The organism is Micromonospora sp. CPCC 206171, assembly GCF_036906755.1.
Lineage (GTDB): Bacteria > Actinomycetota > Actinomycetes > Mycobacteriales > Micromonosporaceae > Micromonospora > Micromonospora purpureochromogenes.
The window spans coordinates 1-20,638 of sequence record NZ_JBAKHT010000045.1 but is presented as its reverse complement, the minus strand read 5'-3'; the positions used below and the strand labels follow the sequence as shown (position 1 = coordinate 20,638).

Annotated in this window: 19 protein-coding genes and 2 tRNA genes; 11 read left to right on the top strand and 10 right to left on the bottom strand. The window is 71.7% G+C overall.

What is annotated here, in order from left to right; genetic code table 11:
* The first annotated feature begins 159 nt into the window (after positions 1-159).
* Positions 160-1,986 carry a hypothetical protein gene (locus V6U89_RS29165; RefSeq protein ID WP_334576279.1) on the top strand — a complete coding sequence of 609 codons (1,827 nt, stop codon included), beginning with the start codon at positions 160-162 and terminating at the stop codon, positions 1,984-1,986.
* A 6-nt stretch (positions 1,987-1,992) separates the two neighbouring features.
* Here the strand turns inward: V6U89_RS29165 and V6U89_RS29160 are convergent, their stop codons facing one another.
* The gene (locus V6U89_RS29160; RefSeq protein WP_334576275.1) at positions 1,993-2,772 is read right to left on the bottom strand and encodes an IucA/IucC family C-terminal-domain containing protein; all 780 of its coding nucleotides are present in this window, start codon (positions 2,770-2,772) and stop codon (positions 1,993-1,995) included.
* 287 nt (positions 2,773-3,059) lie between these two features.
* On the opposite strand from V6U89_RS29160, the gene V6U89_RS29155 reads away from it, so the two are divergent.
* The gene (locus V6U89_RS29155) at positions 3,060-4,565 is read left to right on the top strand and encodes a peptide deformylase (protein ID WP_334576271.1); all 1,506 of its coding nucleotides are present in this window, start codon (positions 3,060-3,062) and stop codon (positions 4,563-4,565) included.
* 109 nt (positions 4,566-4,674) lie between these two features.
* On the opposite strand, the gene V6U89_RS29150 is transcribed toward V6U89_RS29155, so the two are convergent.
* Positions 4,675-5,793 carry a globin domain-containing protein gene (locus tag V6U89_RS29150; protein ID WP_334576267.1) on the bottom strand — a complete coding sequence of 373 codons (1,119 nt, stop codon included), beginning with the start codon at positions 5,791-5,793 and terminating at the stop codon, positions 4,675-4,677.
* A 123-nt stretch (positions 5,794-5,916) separates the two neighbouring features.
* Here V6U89_RS29150 and V6U89_RS29145 point away from each other — a divergent pair, with 123 nt between their 5' ends.
* The gene (locus V6U89_RS29145; RefSeq protein ID WP_334576262.1) at positions 5,917-6,690 is read left to right on the top strand and encodes a CPBP family intramembrane glutamic endopeptidase; all 774 of its coding nucleotides are present in this window, start codon (positions 5,917-5,919) and stop codon (positions 6,688-6,690) included.
* Here the strand turns inward: V6U89_RS29145 and V6U89_RS29140 are convergent.
* On the bottom strand, positions 6,677-7,444 hold the full coding sequence (locus tag V6U89_RS29140) for a hypothetical protein (RefSeq protein WP_334576258.1): 768 nt from the start codon (positions 7,442-7,444) through the stop codon (positions 6,677-6,679). The genes V6U89_RS29145 and V6U89_RS29140 overlap by 14 nt on opposite strands.
* Here V6U89_RS29140 and V6U89_RS29135 point away from each other — a divergent pair.
* From V6U89_RS29135 to V6U89_RS29115, 5 genes are all read left to right on the top strand, one after another.
* Entirely contained in the window at positions 7,422-8,237 is an 816-nt protein-coding gene (locus tag V6U89_RS29135; RefSeq protein WP_334576257.1) for a hypothetical protein, read from the top strand. The two genes, V6U89_RS29140 and V6U89_RS29135, sit on opposite strands and share 23 nt — an antisense overlap.
* Positions 8,238-8,568: 331 nt before the next feature.
* A tRNA-Ser gene (locus V6U89_RS29130) sits at positions 8,569-8,659 on the top strand.
* Positions 8,660-8,695: 36 nt separating this feature from the next.
* A tRNA-Arg gene (locus V6U89_RS29125) sits at positions 8,696-8,768 on the top strand.
* Positions 8,769-9,275: 507 nt separating this feature from the next.
* The gene (locus V6U89_RS29120; RefSeq protein ID WP_334576255.1) at positions 9,276-9,839 is read left to right on the top strand and encodes a PadR family transcriptional regulator; all 564 of its coding nucleotides are present in this window, start codon (positions 9,276-9,278) and stop codon (positions 9,837-9,839) included.
* Positions 9,793-10,452: a GyrI-like domain-containing protein gene (locus V6U89_RS29115; RefSeq protein WP_334576251.1), complete on the top strand. Its 660-nt coding sequence runs from the start codon at positions 9,793-9,795 to the stop codon at positions 10,450-10,452. Before V6U89_RS29120 ends, V6U89_RS29115 begins: the two co-directional genes overlap by 47 nt.
* Positions 10,453-10,528: 76 nt before the next feature.
* Here V6U89_RS29115 and V6U89_RS29110 read toward each other — a convergent pair whose 3' ends face one another.
* Entirely contained in the window at positions 10,529-11,068 is a 540-nt protein-coding gene (locus V6U89_RS29110) for an alpha/beta hydrolase (protein WP_334576247.1), read from the bottom strand.
* 362 nt (positions 11,069-11,430) lie between these two features.
* Positions 11,431-12,426: a hypothetical protein gene (locus tag V6U89_RS29105; protein ID WP_334576243.1), complete on the bottom strand. Its 996-nt coding sequence runs from the start codon at positions 12,424-12,426 to the stop codon at positions 11,431-11,433.
* Between the two features lie 804 nt (positions 12,427-13,230).
* Between V6U89_RS29105 and V6U89_RS29100 the strand changes: the two genes are divergently transcribed.
* Positions 13,231-14,076, top strand: coding sequence for an alpha/beta fold hydrolase (locus V6U89_RS29100; RefSeq protein WP_334576240.1), 846 nt, complete (start codon positions 13,231-13,233; stop codon positions 14,074-14,076).
* Positions 14,077-14,131: 55 nt separating this feature from the next.
* Here V6U89_RS29100 and V6U89_RS29095 read toward each other — a convergent pair whose 3' ends face one another.
* The 5 genes from V6U89_RS29095 to V6U89_RS29075 form a co-directional block, all read right to left on the bottom strand.
* Positions 14,132-14,560: a protealysin inhibitor emfourin gene (locus V6U89_RS29095; protein WP_334576235.1), complete on the bottom strand. Its 429-nt coding sequence runs from the start codon at positions 14,558-14,560 to the stop codon at positions 14,132-14,134.
* A 335-nt stretch (positions 14,561-14,895) separates the two neighbouring features.
* Entirely contained in the window at positions 14,896-16,614 is a 1,719-nt protein-coding gene (argS, locus tag V6U89_RS29090) for an arginine--tRNA ligase (protein ID WP_334576231.1), read from the bottom strand.
* A gap of 289 nt (positions 16,615-16,903) precedes the next feature.
* Complete coding sequence (gene trpS, locus V6U89_RS29085; protein WP_334576229.1) at positions 16,904-17,959, bottom strand: tryptophan--tRNA ligase; 1,056 nt, start codon at positions 17,957-17,959, stop codon at positions 16,904-16,906.
* A 95-nt stretch (positions 17,960-18,054) separates the two neighbouring features.
* The gene (locus tag V6U89_RS29080; RefSeq protein ID WP_334576227.1) at positions 18,055-18,219 is read right to left on the bottom strand and encodes a hypothetical protein; all 165 of its coding nucleotides are present in this window, start codon (positions 18,217-18,219) and stop codon (positions 18,055-18,057) included.
* 51 nt (positions 18,220-18,270) lie between these two features.
* Positions 18,271-18,708 (bottom strand): PRC-barrel domain-containing protein, encoded by a 438-nt coding sequence (locus V6U89_RS29075; protein ID WP_334576224.1) that lies wholly within the window; start codon positions 18,706-18,708, stop codon positions 18,271-18,273.
* Between the two features lie 285 nt (positions 18,709-18,993).
* On the opposite strand from V6U89_RS29075, the gene V6U89_RS29070 reads away from it, so the two are divergent.
* Both V6U89_RS29070 and V6U89_RS29065 read left to right on the top strand, forming a co-directional pair.
* Positions 18,994-19,458 carry a hypothetical protein gene (locus V6U89_RS29070; protein WP_334576222.1) on the top strand — a complete coding sequence of 155 codons (465 nt, stop codon included), beginning with the start codon at positions 18,994-18,996 and terminating at the stop codon, positions 19,456-19,458.
* A 128-nt stretch (positions 19,459-19,586) separates the two neighbouring features.
* Complete coding sequence (locus V6U89_RS29065) at positions 19,587-19,838, top strand: SCO4848 family membrane protein (protein ID WP_334576218.1); 252 nt, start codon at positions 19,587-19,589, stop codon at positions 19,836-19,838.
* The last annotated feature ends 800 nt before the right edge of the window (positions 19,839-20,638 follow it).

Genomic DNA, 20,638 nt, shown 5'->3' with positions numbered 1-20,638 from the left:
AATCATCCGCGTCAGCCGCGGAGGAAACGGGGCACCGTGGTGGCCGAAATGCGGTCGGGTTTGGGCACGTGATCGGGGGTCGGCGAACCCGGCACATAGTACGCAGTCCTCCGAAACATGTCACGTCACCGCCATACGCCAACTACGCTCCGAATTGTCATGACTACTCCCGAATCGGACCCCGAGGTCGAGCGATCCGGCGTCGGGAACGCCAAAGTCGGCGACGACCACGGCGTACGGTGGCGGGAGGGCTGGCGGCGGGACGTCGCCGCGGTGCTCAGCTTCGTGCTGCTGGCACTCTGGGTGACCCTGCGACTCTGGACGCGCCCCGGCGGTGGGCTGCGGGACAACCGGTCCGACCAGTCGCAGTTCGAGTGGATGATGGCCCACGGCGCCCGGGTCGTGACCGAATTCGCCTATCCGTTCGCCTCGGACCGGATGAACGTGCCCGACGGCGTGAACCTGATGGCCAATACTTCCGTATTGTCCATTTCAATACCAATGACGCCGATCACCGTCCTCTTCGGGCCGCAGTGGTCCTTCCTGCTCTTTCTCACCCTGGGAATGGCCGCCACCGGGACCGCCTGGTACTTCTTCCTCTCCCGGGTGGTGACCCGGTCCCGGGGCCCGGCGTGGCTCGGCGCCGCGTTCTGCGCGTTCGCCCCGGCGATGGTGTCGCACGCCAACGCCCACCCGAACATCGTGTCGCAGTTCGTCGTCCCGCTGATCGCCTGGCGGACCCTGCGGCTCGCCGAGCCCGGCCGGTGGCTGCGCAACGGCGTCCTGCTCGGCCTGCTGATCGTCTGGCAGGCCTTCCTCAACCTCGAGATCCTGCTGATGACCGCGATCGCGCTGGGCGTGGTGGTGGCCGCGCTCGCCATCGGCCGGCCGGAGCTGCGCCGCGGCACGCGTACCTTCCTGGCCGGGCTCGGGGTCGCCGCCGTCCTGTCCGCCGTGCTGCTGGCGTATCCGCTCTACGTGCAGCTCTTCGGCCCCGGCTCGTACCACGGGCTGTCCCGGCTGATCCGGGGCTACCGCACCGACCTGGCCGCCTTCGTGGCGTACTCGCGCGAGTCGCTGGCCGGTGACGCCCGCTCCGCCAGGCCGCTGGCCAAGAACGCGACCGAGGAGAACGCCTTCTTCGGCTGGCCGCTGTTGGTGCTCACCGTCGCCCTGGTCTGGTGGTTGCGGCGCAGTGCACTGGTGCTCGGCCTGGCGGTCCTCGCCGTGCTCTTCGCGGTGCTCTCCCTCGGCCGGGAGATCCAGCTCAACGGCCGGGACACCGGCGTGCCCGCCCCGTGGGCGCTGCTGGAGGACCTGCCCCTGCTGCACTCCGTGGTGCCCACCCGCTGGTCGCTGGCTGTCACGCCGGTCGTCGGGGTGTTGCTGGCGCTCGGCGCGGAACACGCCCGCCAACTGGCCCGCCGATATCCGGGCACGCGGACGCAGATCCGGTTCGCCACAGTCACCGTCCTGGCCATGGCCCTGCTGCCGAACGTGCCCACCCCGCTGCCCGTCACCCGGCTCGACCCGACCCCGGCGTTCGTCACCTCCGGCGCATGGCGCCCGTACGTCGCCGGCGGACGCAGTATCGTCACCCTGCCGCTGCCCGACAACACCTACGCGGACCCGCTGCGCTGGTCGTCCCGGACCCGGCTGGAGATGCCGATCGCCCGCGGCTACTTCCTCGCGCCCGACACCCGGCCGTCGGCGCCCGAGCCGGACGTCGCCCTCTTCACCGCGCCGTTCCGCCGGACCAGCAACTTCTTCGGTCACATCGCCCGGACCGGGGTGATCCCGCCGATCACCCGGCAGGACCGGGCCGCGGCCGTGGACGACCTGCGCTACTGGCGGGCCGGGGCGGTGGTCCTCGGCCCGCACCGCAACGCCGACAGGCTGCGCTGGGCGATGACCGAGCTGACCGGGATCACCCCCACCCGCACGGGTGAGGTGTGGCTCTGGGACGTCCGGCCGCTGACGGGGTAGGCGCGGTCAGGACGGGCGGACGCAGCAGCCCTGGCAGATCTTGGGCTTCGGCAGGGTGAAGGCCAGGCAGCAGGTCCGGCGCTGCACCGTCGGCTCGCCGGTCGGACCGGGCACCAGCTCCACCAGATCGGCCAGGTCGAGCGCGTCGAGCAGGGTGGAGATGCTGCGGACCGAGGAGCCGGGGAGGGCGTCCGCCGCGCGCAGGATGCCGTGGGCGATGCCGGAGGCGACCGAGCCGAGCAGCGTACGGGCGCCGACCCGGACCTCCGTCTGGATGGCGGCGATCATCGGGGCGAGGTGGGCGTCGAGCAGCGAGGCGCGGAGCACGCGGAGCAGCTCCGCCTCGTCGGCGACCACCCGCACCTCGGGGTGGCCGGCGAGCGCCAGCGGGTCGTTCGGCAGCACCGCCACCGCGGTCGAGCCGCGCAGCCCCATGGTGAGCAGCTGGTGGTGGTCCTCGAAGTGGATCAGCACGTCGGCCGGGTCGAGCAGCGGCACCCGGCGGGCCGAGGCCCAACCCAGCACCACCGGCAGGGCGGTCCAGTAGCTGTAGGACTTCCAGGCCAGCGCGGCGCAGGCGTGCGGGGTGCCACCCCAGCGGCGGGACGCCGCAGCGAGGAACTCGGGGAGGCGGGTGCCGTCGATCAGGCCGGTCGCCGGGCTCCAGCCGGCCTCGTCGACGACCAGCAGGCCCGGCGCGAGCCCGGGCAGGTCGTCGGTGCCGAACATGGCCCGGAGGGCGGCGGTCACCGGGGCGAGCGGCGGGGCGAGCTCGCACCCTGGCATCACCGCTGTCACCTGGTCCGTCCCCTTGTCCGAAGTGCCGTCCGTCCAGCTAAGGCTAGCCTAACCACAGCCTTCCGGATAAGGGAAGCCAAACCGAAGGCGGACGGAGAGGCCCGGGTCACTCCGTCGACGGCGCTGGCGACGGACCGGCCCGGGCTCCGCGTACTACCCGATGCGCGATGGTGGAAACGCGCGTGGTGTCAAGCCAAATGTCGGTAAAGTGCCAGTCCAGGTGCGGCCGGGGTGGTGGAACGTGAAGACTTGTCGTCCCGGCCGTGAGGAAGCTGATGACGACCTCCCCCCTGGAGCGGGCCGCCGAGTCCTTCGCCGCGGAACTCGCCCGGCACCGGACGGGGCGAGGACTCTCCAAGAAGCAACTCGCCACGCTCATGGGCTTCGACCCGTCCTACGTCAGCCACGTCGAGGGGCGCCGGCACCGGCCCACCGAGGACTTCGCCCGCCGCGCCGAGGCCGTCCTCGACGCCAGCGGCGCGATCTGGCAACGCTTCCGGGAGTACGACCAGCTCCGCCAGGCCCGCCCCGTTCCGGCGCACCGCGAGCTGCCACCGCCAGGGCAGTGGCTGCCCCCGGGCACCGGCCTGGTCGTCGAGCGCGAGACCGCCACCCTCACCCACACCGACGAGAGCTACCACTGCGTGGTGCGCCGCCAGCTGCACAACGTCGGCACCGAGCCGGTGACCCGCCACCTCGTCCGGGTCGCCGTGGACCGCTACCCCGACGACCCGGGCCGCTCCAACCGGCACCACCGGGAGCACCCGCTCACCTTCGCCGAGCTGCGGCTGCGGGCGTACCGGGACGACGGTGGCAGCCGTGAGCCGATGCACTGGCGGGCCAAGCACGACCGGGACGCGTACAAGGAGATCTGGCTGCTCTTCGAGAACGGTGACGGGCCGTTCCCGCTGCATCCGGGCGAACGGGTCGAGATCGAGTACGCGTACCACGTGGGCCGGGAGAAGTGGGGCCCCTGGTTCCAGCGCGCCGTACGCCTGCCCACCCGGCACCTGGCCGTCCGGCTGGACCTGCCGGTGGCGCTCGATCCCCGGGTCTGGGGGGTGGAGACCTCCCTCTCCGCCGACGAGGGGCCGCTGCGTACCCCGATCCGCCGGCACGACCGCGGTGACCGCGCGATCTTCGACTGGGCGACCGACGACCCACCACTCAACTCCCGCTACCGCCTGCAGTGGCGCTTCCGCGGCGAACCGGCCGATGCGGAACGAGCCACGGCGGCCGGTCGGGCCGGCGACCGGCTGCGCGCCCTCGGCGTGCTGCCCCACGACGCCGACCTGCTGCGCCGGCCCGCCCGACCGTTCGACCTGCCCGGCGACGAGACCGCCGCCCGGGAGGTGGCCGACCGGCTCACCGCGCTGCTGACCCGGGTCGACGAGCTGCACCCGTTCAGCGCCGGCATGGGGCTGGCCGCCCCGCAGGTCGGGGTGGACGCGGCGGTAGCCGTGGTCCGCCCCGCCGACCGGTCCGCCCCGCCGGTGGTGCTGCTCAACCCCCGGGTGGTCGACGCCAGCCCGGACACCGACGAGCAGTACGAGGGCTGCCTCTCCTTCGCCGACCACCGTGGCCTGGTGCCCCGGCCGCTGCGCATCGACGTGGAGCACGCCCGCTGGGACGGCAGCCGGATCATCACCTCGTTCGCCTACGGGATGGCCCGGCTGGTGGCGCACGAGGTCGACCACCTCCACGGGCGGCTCTACACCGACCGGATGGCGCCGGGCGTGCCGCTGGTGCCGGTCGAGGAATACCGGGAGACCGGCCCCTGACGGCGTCCGGGGGCACGCGCGGGACGCCGTCAGGGGCCGGATGGGGACCGGGCCGCGTGCCCCAGGGGGCGGGGGCACGCGGCCCGGCTTTTTCGGGGGAGGAAGGTCGTTACAGGTTGCCGAAGGTGTCGTACCGGATGTTCGGCGGCGGCACCTCGTCCTCGGCGAGCGCCCGCAGGGTGGCCCGGACCATCGGGGCCGAGCCGGAGACGTAGCAGTCGTGCGTCGTCCACGGGCCGTACCGGGTGACCACGTCGGAGATCTCCCCGTGCTCGCCGTCGAAGTCCGGGTCGTCACTGCACGCCGGCGTCACCGACAGCCACGGGTGCGCGGCCACCAGCTCCTCCAGGCCCGCCAGGCCGTACAGGTCGTCGGCGTGCCGGGCGCCGTAGAACACGTGCACCCAGCGGGTCCGGTTCCAACTCGTCAGCTCCTCCACCAGCGCCTTCACCGGAGCCAGGCCGACCCCGCCGGCCACGCAGAGGATGTCCCGGGTCGACTCGCGGTCCAGCGTCATCGAGCCCATCGGCGCAGCCAGCCGGAGCAGCTCGCCCGGTCTGGTCCGGCGGACCAGCGCGCCGGAGAGCCAGCCCGCCCCGGCCGGCGTACGGATGTGGAACTCCAGCACGTTGTCGTCGTTCGGGGCGTTCGCCACCGAGTACGTCCGCCACACCCGGGGGAGGTGCCGGGGCGCCTCGATGCTGACGTACTGCCCGGCCTTCCAGCGCAGCGGATGCTGGAGGGCGCGGACGGTCAGCACCGCCGTGTCCGGCCCGTGCCGCTCGTGGGTCAGCACCTCGCCGTGCCAGAACGGCGGATCGTCGTCCGCCGCCGCGCCGGCCTGCATCTTCTCGCTGATCGCCGCGTACGCGTCCCGCCAGGCCTGGTCGTACTCCAGGTTCCAGCCGTCGCCGGCGGTGCTGCGCAGCGCGTCCAGCAGCGCGACGCCCATCGTCTCGTAGTGCGCGGCGGTCGCGTGGTACTTGCGGTGGTCGCGGCCCAGCGAGCGCAGGTACTCGTCGAAGCTCTCCGGGTCGTCCACCACCTGGGTCGCGGTGACGATGGCCTCCACCAGCCGGTCGCGCTGGGCGGCCATCTGCACCGGGAAGAGCTTGCGCAGGTCCGGGTCGAGGAGGAACAGCCGGGCGTAGAAGTGACCAATCAGCCGGTCCCGGTCCTCCTCGACCAGGATCCAGCTCTCCTTCAGTAGCCGTGCGAAGTTGTCCACGGGCGGCGCTCCTCCTCCTGACGGCGGATCGGGCCCGCATAGAATGTCCACGGAGCGTGCCCAGCGGTCGCACAGGCTGTGCGACCGTTCCCGCCGGCCCCGGCCGTGCGGCAGAGTGGTGCGGTGACCGTCGACGAGCTCACCCGCCCGGTGACCCGCCGGGTGCTGGGCACCGAGACCCTGCTGGTGCTCGGGCTCTCCCTCGGCCGGTCGGCCGTCTACGCGCTGGTGTCGATCATCGCGAAGCTGGCCGCCGACGGGCCGCTGTCGAAGCAGACCGCCTCGCTCAACACCTCGCAGTCGGCCCGGCCGTGGCTGGACCTGACGTACCAGCTCCTCGGCATCGTCTTCGCGCTGCTGCCGGTGCTGCTCGCCGTACACCTGCTGGCGCGGGACCCCGGCGACCCGGCGCGGACTCTCGGGATGGACCTGCGCCGACCCGGATCCGACCTGGCCCGGGGCGCCGGCCTCGCGGCGCTGATCGGCCTGCCCGGCCTGGCGCTGTTCTGGGCGGCCGCGCAGCTCGGGATCAACGCCACCCTGGTCCCCGCCGGCCTGCCCGACCTGTGGTGGGCGGTGCCGGTGCTGATCCTCGCCGCCGTCCAGAACGCCGTGCTGGAGGAGGTGATCGTGGTCGGCTACCTGGTCACCCGGCTGCGCCAGCTCCAGTGGCGGCTCGCCGCCATCATCGCGGCGAGCGCGCTGCTGCGCGGCTCCTACCACCTCTACCAGGGCTTCGGCGCGTTCGTCGGCAACGCGGTGATGGGCGTCGTGTTCGGCCTCTTCTACCTGCGCACCCGGCGGGTGCTGCCGCTGATCGTGGCGCACACCCTGCTCGACGTGATCGCCTTCGTCGGCTACGCGTCGCTGCCCAAGGAGTGGTTCAGCTGGCTCTGACCGGCCGGTAGGCGGCCACCGCGCGCGCCGCCAGCCGCTCGGCGGCCGCCGCGTCACCCGCCGCGGCGGCGAGCACCGCCGCCCCCGGCAGCAGCCGGGACGCCAGCCGCAGCGCCGCCCAACCGCCCGCCTGCGCGGCCAGCGGCGCCGCCAACCGCCAGGCGGCCTCGGCCGCACGCGGCCACGGCCGGTCCCCCGGCCCGTCCGCCGCCCGCGCCGCCGCTAGAGCGGTACGCGCACTCGCCGCGTCCGGGTGCACCTGGGTCAGCACCAGCAGCTCCACCGCCCGCTCCGCGTCCAGCGGGTCCCGGCCGTACGCCGCCGCCACGTGCAGCACCAGCCCGGCCTGACTCCAGAGCACCGCCGTCAGCTCCGCCACCGGCGCGAACAGCCCGGCGGCGGCCGCCGCCGCGCCACCGGCCCCGGCCACCCGCACGAACCGCCGGCTGGCCAGCCGGGCCAGCCCGTCCGGCCCGGCATCCGGGTACGTCGCCCGCAGCCGTTGTGCCCAGTCGTGGGCGCGCGGCCCGATCCCCGCCACGGCGGCCAGGGCGAGCAGCTCCGGCGCGAAGCCGGGATGCGCCAGCAGCCGGCTCCGGATCTCCGCCAGGCCAAGTTCCCGGGTACGCACCGGAGCCGCCGGCTGCTGCTCGGTGCCGATCGCCAGGTCAGGTGCCGGTCGGTCGGTGCCCGGACCGGGCGTACCGGTGGTCGGTGCGGGGGCGTCCGGGGTGGTGGTGATCTGCTCGACCATGGTCGGGGCTGGCCCGGGCGTCGCCTTCTTCGGGGTCGCCTTCTTCGGTGGGGTCGACTTCTTGGGCGTAGCCGTCTCTCTCGGCGCGGGGGCGGTTCGGCTCTCGCCCGAGGTGGTCGTCCGGCTCCGGGTACCTGCGGTGGCGCGGCTCTGTTCGGGGACGGTCGTCCGGCTGTCGTTCTCCGCAGCCGCCGAGATCCTGCCCGGGGTGCTGGTGTGGCTCTCGCCGGGCGCGCTCGGCTGGCTCTCGTCCCGCATTGTCGGGTGGCTCTTGCCTTGGGGGCCGGTGTCGCTTTCGCCCAGGGTGCGCGTGCGGCTCTCGCCCGATGTGGCGGTGGGCGAGGTCGTTTCCTTGCGTGGGGTGGCCTTCCTCGGCGTTTTCCGCCTCGGCGGCGAGGCAGGGGTATCCGGCTGCCCGACGTCGGGCTCTGCCGCCGAGATCGGGGCCGTCCTGGAAACCACCGGGGGCGTGGGCGACGTGCCCGAACTCACCGGACCGGTCGGCTCGGCCGCACCCGGGGCAACAGTCGTCTGTCGCCCCGGGGCTGCCTGTCGAGCCGTCGAGGTACTCCGCTTCGGGGCGCGGTCCGCCGCTGGTGAGTCGGCGGTCACCTGCCGGGCAATCTCCTGCTCACCTGCCCCGTCGGCCGTCGTGCCGCCGCTGGGGCTCGCACCGGCTTCGTCTCGACCCCTCGTCGGTACGTCGGCCGGGTCAATCCCACCGGGCTGGGTCGGGGTTCCGGCGCTGACGGACGCCTTCCTCGCGGGCCGTGGCTGGCGGGGCAGCGGCTGATCGGGAGTGGGTGGCTGGAACAGGACCGCGGGCGCGGCCTTCGCCGGACGGCGCTTCCCCGGCGCCGCGTCCGTACCCTCGCCCTGGTCCGGCCCGGCCGCCTTCGGTGAGGCCGGGGGTGGGGTGAAGGTAGCCTTCGGGGAGCGCCGGCGGGCCCCCTCGGCGGGCTCGCGGCGGGGCGGATCGCTCGGCGTCTGCTCCTGCATGTCGATGGAGCGTAGTCGCGAACGTGACGGCGCACACGGTGAAAACACGTCGCTGCGGTAGTCGCTTTGCCCCCGGTGGGGGCGGGCCTGTATCCTCGGGCGCGGTGGTCTGCAGGGGCCACCAGGGAGACTTCGCCTAGTCTGGTCTATGGCGCCGCACTGCTAATGCGGTTGGGGTTTTAAAGCCCCTCCCGGGTTCGAATCCCGGAGTCTCCGCGCGAAAGCCGGGTGTGTAGACTGGCCAAGCACCGAGCGCCCGTAGCTCAACGGATAGAGCATCTGACTACGGATCAGAAGGTTAGGGGTTCGAGTCCCTTCGGGCGCACAAACGATCAAGGCCGTGACCTGCAAGAAACAGGGGTCACGGCCTTTTTTTTCCCACTTTCGCGCCCGCTTCTCCCGTCTGGTGGGACGGTGGTGCTCCGTTGGTGCTCGTCCGTCTCGGTGGGGGTTTGTGCTGGCGTGCGGGGTGCCATCCCGGCTCGCGGATCTTCCTCGTTTCTCGGCCCGCTGACCTGTGTTCTCGGTACCCGGCTGGAGCGGTCGGGCTTGGAGCACCTGCTCGACGAGGGACTCAGCCTCCGGATCGCGGCCGGGATGGTGGCCGTGCTCGTCGGGGTCGGCCTGACTCGCCGAGCCGAACGGCCGCCATCGGTGCCGGCGCTGGCGGAAGCCCCGGCCGCGCAGGTCCCATCGAGAACCTGACCTGCTGCCTCGCGGGAAGAGGTCAGGACGTACGGCAGCGACTGCACTGAATCTTGCCCGGGGCGCCGTCCCAGCCCGTTGTGTGTACCGCCGGCACCAGCTTCTATTCTAGTGCTAAAATATGGGGGTGGAGCTGACTCCTGCTGAGCTGACCGTGTTGGGCCTGGTCATCGAACGGCCGCAGCACGGTTACGACCTGGAGCAGGTGATCGAGCAGCGGGGCATTCGGCAGTGGACCGACATCGGGTTCTCCTCGATCTACTACCTGCTCGCCAAGTTGGAACGGCGCGGCCTGCTCCATGTGCCGGAGGCCCCGGCCGCCGCCAAGTCCCGCCGCGTCTTCCACCCCACCGACGAGGGCCGCCGGGTCGCGGCACGTAACGCACTGGCCTTCATCGCCGAGGCACATCCGCACCCGCAGCCACTGCTGGTCGGCGTCGCCAACCTGACCATGCTCACGGCGCAGCAGTACGAGCAGGCGCTGCGCACCCGGCTGGCGCAGCTCGAAGCCCGGATCGCCGCGGTCCAGGCGGCACAGCACGCGCAAGGTCCCCTCCGGCGCGCGGCGCGCGAGGTCTTCTCCTATTCCCTGAGCATCATGGATGCAGAAAGGCAATGGCTCGCCACTCGAGTCCAGGTGTCCCATGACCAACCGGACCGCCGACAAGATCGACTTCAAGAAGACGCTTGACGCCTACCAGGCACAACCGGGTCGCTTCCGGCCAGTCGACGTGCCCGACATGCAGTACCTCATGATTGACGGCCGCGGCGACCCCAACACTTCGCCCGCCTTCACGGAGGCGATCGAGGCGCTCTACCCGACGGCGTACAAGCTGAAGTTCGCCAGCAAGCGCAACCTCGGGCGCGACTACGTCGTTCCGCCCCTGGAAGGTCTGTGGTGGGCCGAGGACATGGCGTCCTTCACCACCGCACGGCACAAGTCACGGTGGCACTGGACGCTGATGCTCATGGTCCCCGACTGGATCGACCAGTCCATGTTCACCACCGCCATTGGGCAAGCGGGTGCCAAGCACCGACCGGCGCGTCTCAACGACGTCCGCCTCCAGACGCTGTCCGAGGGGCGGTGCGTGCAGACGCTGCACGTAGGTTCCTTCGACGACGAGGCCGACGTACTCGCACAGCTACATCATCAGTACATCCCCGCCAACCGGCTCCGCATGGCCGGAACTCATCACGAGATCTACCTCAGCGACTTCCGCAAGGTCGCACCCGACAAGCAACGCACCATCCTCAGGCAGCCAGTCACCCTCGCTGCCCAGCACGTCTCTTCTGGTAGCAGGTAGCCGCGACCTGTTCGAAGATCGCAAGGCTCCAGCGTCGCCCACTGAGCGTCGATCAGGTTGTGTCGCCTCGTCACCGCTAATAGCTCGGCCAGCCAATAGCGTCGAGGAACTCCTCCACGGCGACCACGACTTGACTGAGCACCGCGATCGACTCGGTAAGCGGACCGGGTACGTACATACCGTGGTCCGCGCCTTCCACCTCCAGCACATGGGGCGACAGCCGGCGGGCGATGTCACCGTCCCATAGCTTGTCGGCAGTGCCACCCACGAGCAGGAACGGCGCGGTCGCACGGCCCAACGCATCAGCCACCCACGGCAGGGTGAGCAGGGGCGTGAGCCACACGGCGGGCAAGGATCTTTCGGCGGCAATCGCTGCCGCGTTCGTGCCGAGCGACTTGCCGACCAGCAGTGGGCGACCGCTAATGGTGTCGATCAGTGGAACGATCTCACCGCCAACCCAGCTCTCGATTTCCGGCTGATCAGGCTTCGGAAACTCCTTGGACCACGAGTACCGATGTACTGTTGCGCCCCGCTGCTCCGCCACATCGCCGGCATACATCAGCAGGGGAGCGCCCGGTCCGAACCGGCCGCCGGGAATCACGACAGCGTCAGCCATGCGGACGACCTTAATCAAGACAGGTCCAGCGTGTAGTCCGCGTGCGACAGGGGCGGCATCGTCGGGCCGTTCACGGGCCACAACCCGGTGTCAGCAGGGGCACACCAGGCCAGCGCTGGTGCTGATTCAACTGCCCGAGCAGACGTAGCGAGCTTGAACGCCCCGCGCTCCGGCTCACACGGCTCGATGCTGGGACACGCGGTGACGGCGCGTGTAGGCCGTTGATACTGCCGATGGGCGATGCCTCGAGGTCGCAGGCCCGCGGGTAGCAGGGCCTCGTGACGCCGCAACCCTCCCGCATGGGAAACAGGGGATGGGGTCGGCTCGACCCCATCCCCTCAGGTTTCACCGACAACCCCGGCCTAGGACCGGGTCGACTGGGTGACGATGTACGGGTCGGAGCTCACCTGGATCTGCAGGTCGACCTGGAACCGCCGTTCCCAGGCGGCGACGGGGCGTCCCGCAGGGGTCACCGCGACTGTCGGGTTCACACCGATCCCGACGATCACCTCCGTGGTGCCGAACGTGCCCGACTGGGTGACCCGACGTGCCTCCACGTTGCCGACCGAGTTGTTCAGGCCCTTCCCCTGCCAGACCACGATGCCGTCACCATCGTCGTCGACGCGGACCGTGTGCAGCCGGCCGAAGGTCGACAGGAGCACCGGCGTCCCGACGGTCCGCGTGCGGCTGATGGGTAGGGCGTACAGGTGTCCGGTGGAGAACAGGTCCCACGTCAGCAGCACGTCGCCGTCGAGGTCGCTCGCGACGGAGTGGTTCACCACGTCCGTATGCGACGCGGGGGTGAGCTGACGGACGTCGCCAATGGTCCCGTCGCGGGACACCCAGCGCCCCCAGACCTCGGTGCTCTGGTTCTGGGCGCTCCAGTGGCGCCAGGTCAGGAGCGCGTCGCCGTCCCGGTCCACGGTCACGGCGGCACTGAAGTGACGGTCGATCGGGGAGAGCGGTGCCGACACGGTCTTGAGCTCACTGACCGTCCCGGCGGCGCTGAGGGTTCGAGCCTGCACGACGTTGTCGTTGGCCCAGGCGAGAACCGCGTCGCCCTCGCGGTCGTACGCCACCGCCGGGGTTTCCGCCGACGTCGGAGTCGACGCGAGCACCACTGGCGACGACAGGGACCCGTTCATGCTGTACCGGCGCATCATCGGGAGGACCCTGCCGTCCTCGTGCCGCTCGGCCCAGGTCACCACCGCGTCGCCGTCCGGGTCGATGGCCACGTTGGTGCCGTGGGCCTGCATCCCGGCCGCCGACACCATGATGAGCGGTCCGAGCGTGCCGCTCCTGGAGATCCTGCGCGCATAGGCGCTGTTGTCGACGCCGTTGTACGCGCGCCAGACCACGATCGCGTCACCGTCGTCATCGACCGCGACCCTTGGGCTGTGCGGGGCCTGGCCGGACGGTGACAGGGGGGTCGTGACGCCCCACCTGCCGGTGGAGCTGCGCGATTTCATCTCGACGTATCGCGGGTGCGGGTAGGTGTGGGATTCGCGCACCCAGACGAAGAGCGCGTCTCCCTGCCGGTCGAAGGCCTGTTGCTGGTCGTAGGAGTCGTACCCCGACGGCGATATGGAAAGGGGTTCGGTGAACGCCGCCGAGGCGGGGGCCGGTCGTGAGACGACGCCGGCGAATGAGAGTACGAGCGCGATGATTGCGACGGATGGTCGCATCCTTGGGCGGGCCATCGTTGAGGCCTCCGAACATTCCGAGGTTGCGCGGTGACTTCCGGTGATGTGAATGGCCGGGCCGGCTACGAATCGCGCGGATCAATTCCCCGCCGCCGCCGGGCGCGACCCGTCGGAGCATAGTAGATGTCGGGGAGAAGCGATGACCCTGTTGCTGCGCACCGGGGACTGACAATTGCCGAGCTGGACACCGGACACCGCGGGTGCCGACACCCAGCAATTCATCTCGTCCAGCGCAGCGGCGGAAAGCCCGGTGTCGACCGCAGTTGGCGAACCGTGCGACGGTTCCATCCGCTGCCGTCGGGCAGGAACGGACATGCCGCCCGGACCGGGTCGGGTAGGTCGAACCCCCGGGCCCGCGACGGGAAGCAGCCCAGCACACTTCGGGCAGGTCGAGGGCCCGAGCCCGCGACGGAAACCGTCCGCCGGAGCGGCGACTCGCCGGTGGCAGGATGAGACGCCATGCGGCGCTTTCGATCGTGGGACGGCACGGAACTGGCCTACCGGTGCGTCGGCTCCGGCCCACCGCTGGTCTGCGTCCCGGGCGGGCCGGGCCAGGCGGTCGAATACCTGGCGGAGCTGGGTGGCTTGAGCGCGACCAGGACGTTGGTCCTGCTCGACAATCGGGGGACGGGCGCGTCGGCGGCTCCGGCCGATCCGGCGAGCTACCGCGTCGATCGCCTGGTGGACGACGTCGAGGCGCTGCGCCGCCACCTGGCACTCGACCGGATGGACCTGCTCGGCCACTCCGCCAGCGGCGGCATCTGCCTGCTCTACGCGGACCGGCACCCGCAGCGGCTGGACCGCCTCGTCCTGGTGGCGCCGTCACTGCGGGTGGTGGACATCCAGTCGGACCTCGCCGTGGCCGACGTCCTCGCCAAGCGGGCGCACGAGCCCTGGTACGCAGAGGCGGCGGCCGCGCTGCACGCCGACGCCAGCACCGAAGAGGAGCAGCAGCGCTACCGCCGGCTCGCCGCGCCCCTGCTGTACGGCCGGTGGGACGCGGCGGCCCGGGCACAGGCGTCCGCCGAGCCGGCCCAGTTCTCCGCGCCCGCCACCGACGGCTTCTACGCCGGCTTCACCCCGGATCCGGCGCTGCCCGCCCGGCTGGCCACCCTGCCGGCGCCGACCCTGCTGGTGGCCGGCGAGTACGACATCTGGCCGACGGCCACGGCGGTGCGGGAGCTGGCCCGCCGGTTTGCCCGCGCCGAGGTGGTGGTGCAGCCGAGGGCGGGGCACTTTCCCTGGGTCGACGACCCGGCGGCCTTCGCGTCGTCCGTGGAGGGTTTCCTGTCGGCCGACCGATGAACGGGTAACGGGCCGGCCGGCCCGCGTGCCGCGGGCCGGCCGGCGCACCGCAGGGTCAGCTCACCGGCGCGAGGTCCCGGCTGATCTGCATCGTCATGTCGATGACCTGCCACAGCACCTCGGGCGCCGGCGCGCCGTCCTCGGTGGCCAGCGTCTTCGTGACTCCATTGCGGTAGGTCACGGTGACGGTGTAGTGGAACCGGTCGGCGCCCGGCCCCGCCGGGTACGCCGGCGAGAGGCGGCGGAATTCGCGGGTGCCGACCGTGGCCAGCAGATCGGCGGTGTGGATGTGCACCGTGCCGGCGGAAACGGCGTACTGCTCGTTGACCCCGGCGAATCCGCCGGTGCGGGCGACGGTCACCTGGTAGGCGTCGCTCCAGGCGGCCCGGGCCGGTGCGGCGGCCGCAAGCGTGCCGGCCCCGACCCCGGTGAGCAGCGCGAACGCCGTGATGATCCGGCCGATGGCGCGCAGCATGGCAGACATGGCTGAACCCCTTTCCTCGTGGGAATGGTGGAACGAGGCGGATCCGGAAGTCAGCGGTCGCGACGCCCGGACCGGGCCGCCGATTGTTGTCGGCCGGCTCGTTCGCCCGTTCCTTGTCGCGACATTTCTAGCACCGCCGCGACAACCGATCCATGGGCCGTAAGTCCCAACAGGACAATGCGACCGGTGCAATTTGTTGCGATTGTTTCAGTCCATTTAAAGAATTCATTCCCCGGCCTTTTCCGCCGGTTAGAGTGCCCGCCCGGTCACCACCCGGACGGGTGGACCGAGTCACGGCCGGATCATGGCAGACCCGGCCGTGACGAGGCACCGCGTCACATCCGCTCGACAGTCCGGATGCCGAGCAGGTGCAGCCCCTGCCGCAGCGTCCGGGCGGTGAGGTCGGCCAGCACCAGCCGGCTCTCCCGCAGCTCGCCGGAGGCGCGCAGCACCGGGCAGCGCTCGTAGAAGGCGCTGAACGTGCTGGCCAGCCGGTGCAGGTAGCCGGCCAGGTGGTGGAACTCCAGGGTCCGTTCCACCTCGGCGACCACCCCGGCGAAGCCGAGCAGCTCGAACGCCAGCGCCCGCTCCGCCGGTTCGGTGAGCAGGACCTCCGCGTCCGGCCGCGCGGCCGTCCCGGCCCGGCGGAACACCGACCGGATCCGCGAGTACGCGTACTGGAGGTAGGGCGCGGTGTTGCCGTCCAGGGAGAGCATCCGCTCCCAGTCCAGCACATAGTCCCGGCCCCGGTCGGTGGCCAGGTCGGCGTACTTGATCGCGCCGATGCCGACGGCCCGGCCGATCTCGGCGGCGGCCTCGGCGTCCAGCTCGGGGTTCTTGGCCCGGGCCAGCTCGGTGGCCCGGGCGACCGCCTCCTCCAGCAGCCCGACCAGCTTCACCGAGCCGCCGGCCCGGCTGCGCAGCATCCGCCCGTCGGAGCCGAGGATCGAGCCGAAGCCGAGGTGCACGGCCCGGGTCGGCGGGCGCAGCCACCCGGCGGCCTCGGCGACGGCGAAGACCATCGCGAAGTGCTGCCGCTGCGGCAGGCCGACGACGTAGAGCAGCCGGGTCGCGCCGAGGTCGTCGGTCCGGTGCCGCAGCGCCGCCAGGTCGGTGGCCGGGTAGCCGTAACCGCCGTCGCCCTTTCGCACGATCAGCGGCAACGGCTCGCCGTCCCGGCCGGTGAACCCGGGCGGGAAGACACAGTCCGCGCCGTCGCTGGCGCGCAGCAGCCCGAGCCGGTCCAGCTCGTCGACGACCCCGCCCAGCCGGTCGTTGTAGGCGCTCTCGCCCCGGAAGTCGTCCCGGGTCAGCGTCACGTCGAGCAGCTCGTACACGGTCAGGAAGTACCGCTCGGACTGCTCCACCAGCAGCCGCCACAGCCGAAGCGTCCGCTCGTCGCCACCCTGCAACGCGACCACCCGCTGCCGCGACCGCTCCCGGAACGCCTCGTCGGCGTCGAACTTCACCCGGGCCGCCTTGTAGAACGAGTCGAGGTCGCCCATCGACAGCTCCTGCGTCGCCTCGGCCTCCCCGAGGTCGACCAGGTGCTCGATCAGCATCCCGAACGGGGTGCCCCAGTCCCCCAGGTGGTTGACCCGCACCACCCGGTGCCCGAGCCAGTCGAGCAGCCGGACCGCGGCGTCGCCGATGACCGTGGAGCGCAGGTGCCCCACGTGCATCTCCTTGGCCACATTCGGCGCCGAGTAGTCGACCACCACGGTCTCCGGCGCGGGCGCCACCGGCACGCCGAGCCGGTCGTCGCCGGCCAGCCCGGAGACCAGCGCGGCCAGCGTCCGGTCGGCCACCGTCAGGTTGAGGAAGCCCGGCCCGGAGACCTCCGCGACCGCGCAGACGCCGTCCAGCTCCGCGTGGTCCAGCACCGCCGCGGCGATGTCGCGCGGCGGGCGTCCGAGCCGCCGGGCCAGCCCCAGCGCCGCGTCGGACTGGAAGTCCGCGCGCGGGGAGCGCCGCACCAGGGGGTCGACCGGGCCGCCGGCCACGGTCGCGAACGCCGGCGCCAGCCGGTCGGTGAGCAGCCTTTCAAGATCCATCGGTACGCCGATCTCGCTCGGATCCGCGCGGTCACGCGGGTCTGGACACGGGAGAATGCGGGCGGACCGAGGACGAACGGCGATGACCGGCGGCTCGATCCGCCGGTCGCAGGGAAAAGGTCAGCGCGGGCGGGCGACGGATCGCCGGCGTCGCTCCGCACCGACCTGGACGTCACAGGACGGTCCGGTGGTGTGGGCAGGCGCGCTGGTCATGCCGGAGAGCCTAGCGGGCCGGCCGGCGATGCGTACACCGCGTTCCTCGGCCGGCCCGGTGGCCGTACCGTCGCCGTCAGGCAGTGGCGGCGGCCTTGCGGGAGCGCTCGGCCCGGCGCCGCACCTGCTGGTACGCCCCGGTCAGCCCCATCGCCCGGCGGACCTCGACCACGGTCCGGCGGACCTGCTCACGGGTCCGCTCGGTGCCGTCCACGATCAGCTGGTCGACCAGGCCGGCGTCGGCCTCGATCCGGGCGCGACGCTCCCGGATCGGGTCCAGGAACCGGTTCAGCGCCTCCGCCAGGGCCTCCTTGACCTCGACGTCGCCGACCCGACCGGCCCGGTAGCGGTCCTTGAGCTCCCCCACCGCCGCGCGGTCCGGGTTGAACACGTCGTGGTACGCGAAGACCGGGTTGCCCTCGACGGTGCCCGGCACGTCGGCGCGGACCCGGTTCGGGTCGGTGTACATGGCCATCACCTTGCGGCGTACGGTCGCCGCGTCGTCGGCGATCGCGATGGCGTTTCCCCTGCTCTTGCTCATCTTTCCCGAGCCGTCGGTGCCGACCAGCGTGGGCGTGTCGGAGGCGATCATCTCCGGCACCGGGAAGACCTCGCCGTACAGGTGGTTGAAGCGGCGGGCGATCTCGCGGGTCACCTCGACGTGCGCCGCGTTGTCCTTGCCGACCGGCACCACCTGCGCCTTGACGCAGAGGATGTCGGCCGACTGGAGGACGGGATAACCCAGCAGGCCGTACGGGATCTCCGCCCGGCCGGCGTCCCGGGCCATCTCCCGTATCGACGGCACCCGTTCCAGGCGTGGCACGGTCACCAGGTTCTGGAACAGCGTGTTCAGGTCCCCGACCTCGGGGATGGCGCTCTGGAGGTAGAACGTCGCCCGGGCCGGGTCGACCCCGCACGCCAGGACGTCGGTGACCATCTCCCGGGCGTTGCGGGACACCTGGGCGATGTCCTCGCGGCGGTGGCGGGTGGTCAGCATGTGCAGGTCGGCGATGATGAAGTAGCTCTCGTACCGCCGGTGCAGCGCCACCCGGTTGGCGATGCTGCCGACGTAGTGACCGAGGTGCAGCCGCCCGGTGGGGCGGTCCCCGGTGAGCATCCGTGCAACGGACATGGTGATGGGCCTTTCGTGCCGAGGATTGACGGGACGCGCACGCGCGCGCGATCGACCCGGGGCGTGGTCGCCTGAGGGTCGGTGGGGTCGGCTCGTCAGAGCACGAACCGCCATCGCGCGCCGGCGCGGAACCGCAACCCACCGGCACGAAGCACGTCGAGGATCCGCTCCCGGCCGTCGCCGGTGCCCGGAAAGGACGGCAGGAGGCCACGCGGGAGGCCGTCGACGGCCTCCGGCGCGAGGATGACCGGCCGGACCATGTGTCCACGGTAACCGCACCGACGCGGATCGTGGGGCCCGGCCGGTCGCCGTCAGCCCCTGCGGTAGCTCTCCTCGTAGTAGCTGCCCACCCGGCGGCGGTAGTCCGGCTCGCCGAACGCGTCCGGGTCGAAGGCCGGTGACTCCTTGACCTGCTCCCGGGTGCGGTCGACGTGCACCACCCGCTCCAGGTGGTCGACCCGGGCGATGGTGCCCACCGGCAGCAGCACCTTGCGGCCGAAGATCCACGGCCCGGTGTCCACCACCAGGTAGCGGGCGTCGGCGTCGTCGCTGGCCTCGTCGATCGCGCCGATCCGGCCGTCGGTGGCCTCCACCCGGTAGCCCACCAGGTCCACCGGGGTTCCGGGGCCGGGAGCGTCGGGCCCGTCGTGCTCGGTCCGCCGCCGGGGCTCCTCGCTCGGCTCCGCCCGGTCGTACCCGCCGGCGAGCGCCGCCGGATCGCGCCAGGTCCACGGGTTGAACGGCTGCATCTGCGGACACCTCCGATTCGTCGTCGTCCACCTCCGAAGTGCCCCGCCCGCGCGCGCGGGAAACGGTACGGCAGTTCTTCGTTCACGCGAATGCGCGCGGTGCGAAGTACGTCATACTCGGTGAGCGTCTATTTCTTCCGCCGCCGGACCGCTGGTCAGCGGTGCTGTGATCGTTTCCATGCACACCCGACGGGGTGGGGCAGTGTCCACCTGGCACATTCGTCCCGGCGGGTGTCGCCGACGATTCTGGTCCTGCATCCGGCAGCACCGAGAAAGGGGACGCAGATGTTTCGCACCATTCGGCGTATCGGAATCGTGACGGCCCTGGCGGTGGGTCTCGTCGGCGCCGGCGGGGCGTCGGCGCAGGCGGCGGTCAACCCGTACACCGCGCAGTCACTCTGCGGTCTCGGCTACACCGAGATCGACCAGGACCCCATCCGCAACCAGACGACCGGCACCCGGCTCGGCACCGTGCACCTGCTCTACAACCCGCTGACCGGGTACGGCTGCACGGTGACGGTGAAGGCGGCGTACGTCGGCATGCTGACCCGTACCCAGGTCTACCTCGCCGCCCAGTACCTGCCCACCCAGACCGACGACGGCAACCGGCTCTACGCGGCCGGCCCCACCCGGGCGTACGTCCGCGGTGGTTGCATCATCTGGGGAGCGCTGATGGCCGACCCGGACGGCACCGTGCACCACCACGACCGGGCGAACCCGGCGATCGGCGGCATCGGCACCTGCTTCTGACCGCTCCCGGCCCCGGGGCCCGCGCTCGTCGCGGGCCTCGGGGAGCCGGCCGGCCGCCCGGTGGGTCGGCCGTTGAGCTGCGGGTACCGCCGGGGCCGGCCGTCGCCCCGCTGGCATACTGGCCAGCCATGGTGCTCTCCCGCGGCTGGTCCGTGTTCCTCGTGGCGGTCGGGGTGTGGAGCTGGGTGATCTGGCCCCGGTTCGCTGTCGCTATCTGGAACGACCCGCGCGCCTGGTCGACCGGCACGGTCGGCGACGGCACACCGACCGGCTTCCTCTGGGTGCACGCCCTGCTGATCGCGACGTCGCTGGTGATCGGCACCACCGTCGGCGTCCTCGGCGTACGCGGCTGGCTCGCCGCCCGCCGGCGGTCCGCCTGACCCGTCGGGTCTCCCACTGAACGAGGCCGTCCCCTGGCGCCTCAGCTCCGGCGACGGCGCGGTGACCTTCCGAGCTCCACTCCAGCCCCGAGCACGCGGTCACCTCTCCAGCCCGGTGGTGCGGCTGAAGCCGCGTCGCGCCCGGCCGGTCGCTCGATCGCCCGCGGTGTCATGCCTTCCGCGGCGCCCCGGAATCTCCCGTCCACCCCGTGCGTTGCTACCCCGGTCGGCGGTTCCTCGACCCCGGCGGGCCGGCGCGGAGCGCCTGAACTGCGGGGATAGTCGGGGGAAGATGATGTGACGGGGGACGCTACCCCCGGATTTGACGATCAAACCCGCAGACGCGTAACTTTCTCTCTGCCAGCGCGGAACGGACGAAACAGGGCGAAAGTCCTGGAGGCCGGAGCGCGGGAATGAGCTCCCGGCAACGAGGGTTGTACTCCTCGGAACCCGGGACCGGGCGGTGCCCCGAAGACGCTGCGAGGCGGATTTGGTGAGGCGGAGCCGACCGGGTATGGTTCATCGCCGGTAGGGAACCGGGCGAGCTAGCGGGAGACCGCAGCGGCCGGCCTGCCAAATCCGATGATCAAGCGCTGCGGGTGACCGCCGTGCGCGGCCGTCGGCGCCAATCCGTAAGAAGCGTGATAGACCGGGACACACCGGTTGACACGGGGAAGACGGTGAGGTAGCGTAGTAAAAGTGCCCGGCGCGGGAGCGGCGGTCGCGACAGTGTGAAATTGCCCCGGGTCGGGGCTCCACAGTGTGGAGCTTCCGGGCGGTGTGTGGTTGTTCTTTGAGAA

What these genes read in the sequence shown, in the direction of transcription:
- V6U89_RS29065 (WP_334576218.1), top strand. Translation starts at nt 19,587, where the DNA reads ATGGTGCTCTCCCGCGGCTGGTCCGTGTTCCTCGTGGCGGTCGGGGTG.
- V6U89_RS29070 (WP_334576222.1), top strand. Translation starts at nt 18,994, where the DNA reads ATGTTTCGCACCATTCGGCGTATCGGAATCGTGACGGCCCTGGCGGTG.
- trpS (WP_334576229.1), bottom strand. Translation starts at nt 17,959, where the DNA reads ATGTCCGTTGCACGGATGCTCACCGGGGACCGCCCCACCGGGCGGCTG.
- V6U89_RS29155 (WP_334576271.1), top strand. Translation starts at nt 3,060, where the DNA reads ATGACGACCTCCCCCCTGGAGCGGGCCGCCGAGTCCTTCGCCGCGGAA.
- V6U89_RS29095 (WP_334576235.1), bottom strand. Translation starts at nt 14,560, where the DNA reads ATGTCTGCCATGCTGCGCGCCATCGGCCGGATCATCACGGCGTTCGCG.
- V6U89_RS29080 (WP_334576227.1), bottom strand. Translation starts at nt 18,219, where the DNA reads ATGGTCCGGCCGGTCATCCTCGCGCCGGAGGCCGTCGACGGCCTCCCG.
- V6U89_RS29160 (WP_334576275.1), bottom strand. Translation starts at nt 2,772, where the DNA reads ATGCCAGGGTGCGAGCTCGCCCCGCCGCTCGCCCCGGTGACCGCCGCC.
- V6U89_RS29075 (WP_334576224.1), bottom strand. Translation starts at nt 18,708, where the DNA reads ATGCAGCCGTTCAACCCGTGGACCTGGCGCGATCCGGCGGCGCTCGCC.
- argS (WP_334576231.1), bottom strand. Translation starts at nt 16,614, where the DNA reads ATGGATCTTGAAAGGCTGCTCACCGACCGGCTGGCGCCGGCGTTCGCG.
- V6U89_RS29140 (WP_334576258.1), bottom strand. Translation starts at nt 7,444, where the DNA reads ATGGTCGAGCAGATCACCACCACCCCGGACGCCCCCGCACCGACCACC.
- V6U89_RS29165 (WP_334576279.1), top strand. Translation starts at nt 160, where the DNA reads ATGACTACTCCCGAATCGGACCCCGAGGTCGAGCGATCCGGCGTCGGG.
- V6U89_RS29100 (WP_334576240.1), top strand. Translation starts at nt 13,231, where the DNA reads ATGCGGCGCTTTCGATCGTGGGACGGCACGGAACTGGCCTACCGGTGC.
- V6U89_RS29110 (WP_334576247.1), bottom strand. Translation starts at nt 11,068, where the DNA reads ATGGCTGACGCTGTCGTGATTCCCGGCGGCCGGTTCGGACCGGGCGCT.
- V6U89_RS29115 (WP_334576251.1), top strand. Translation starts at nt 9,793, where the DNA reads ATGACCAACCGGACCGCCGACAAGATCGACTTCAAGAAGACGCTTGAC.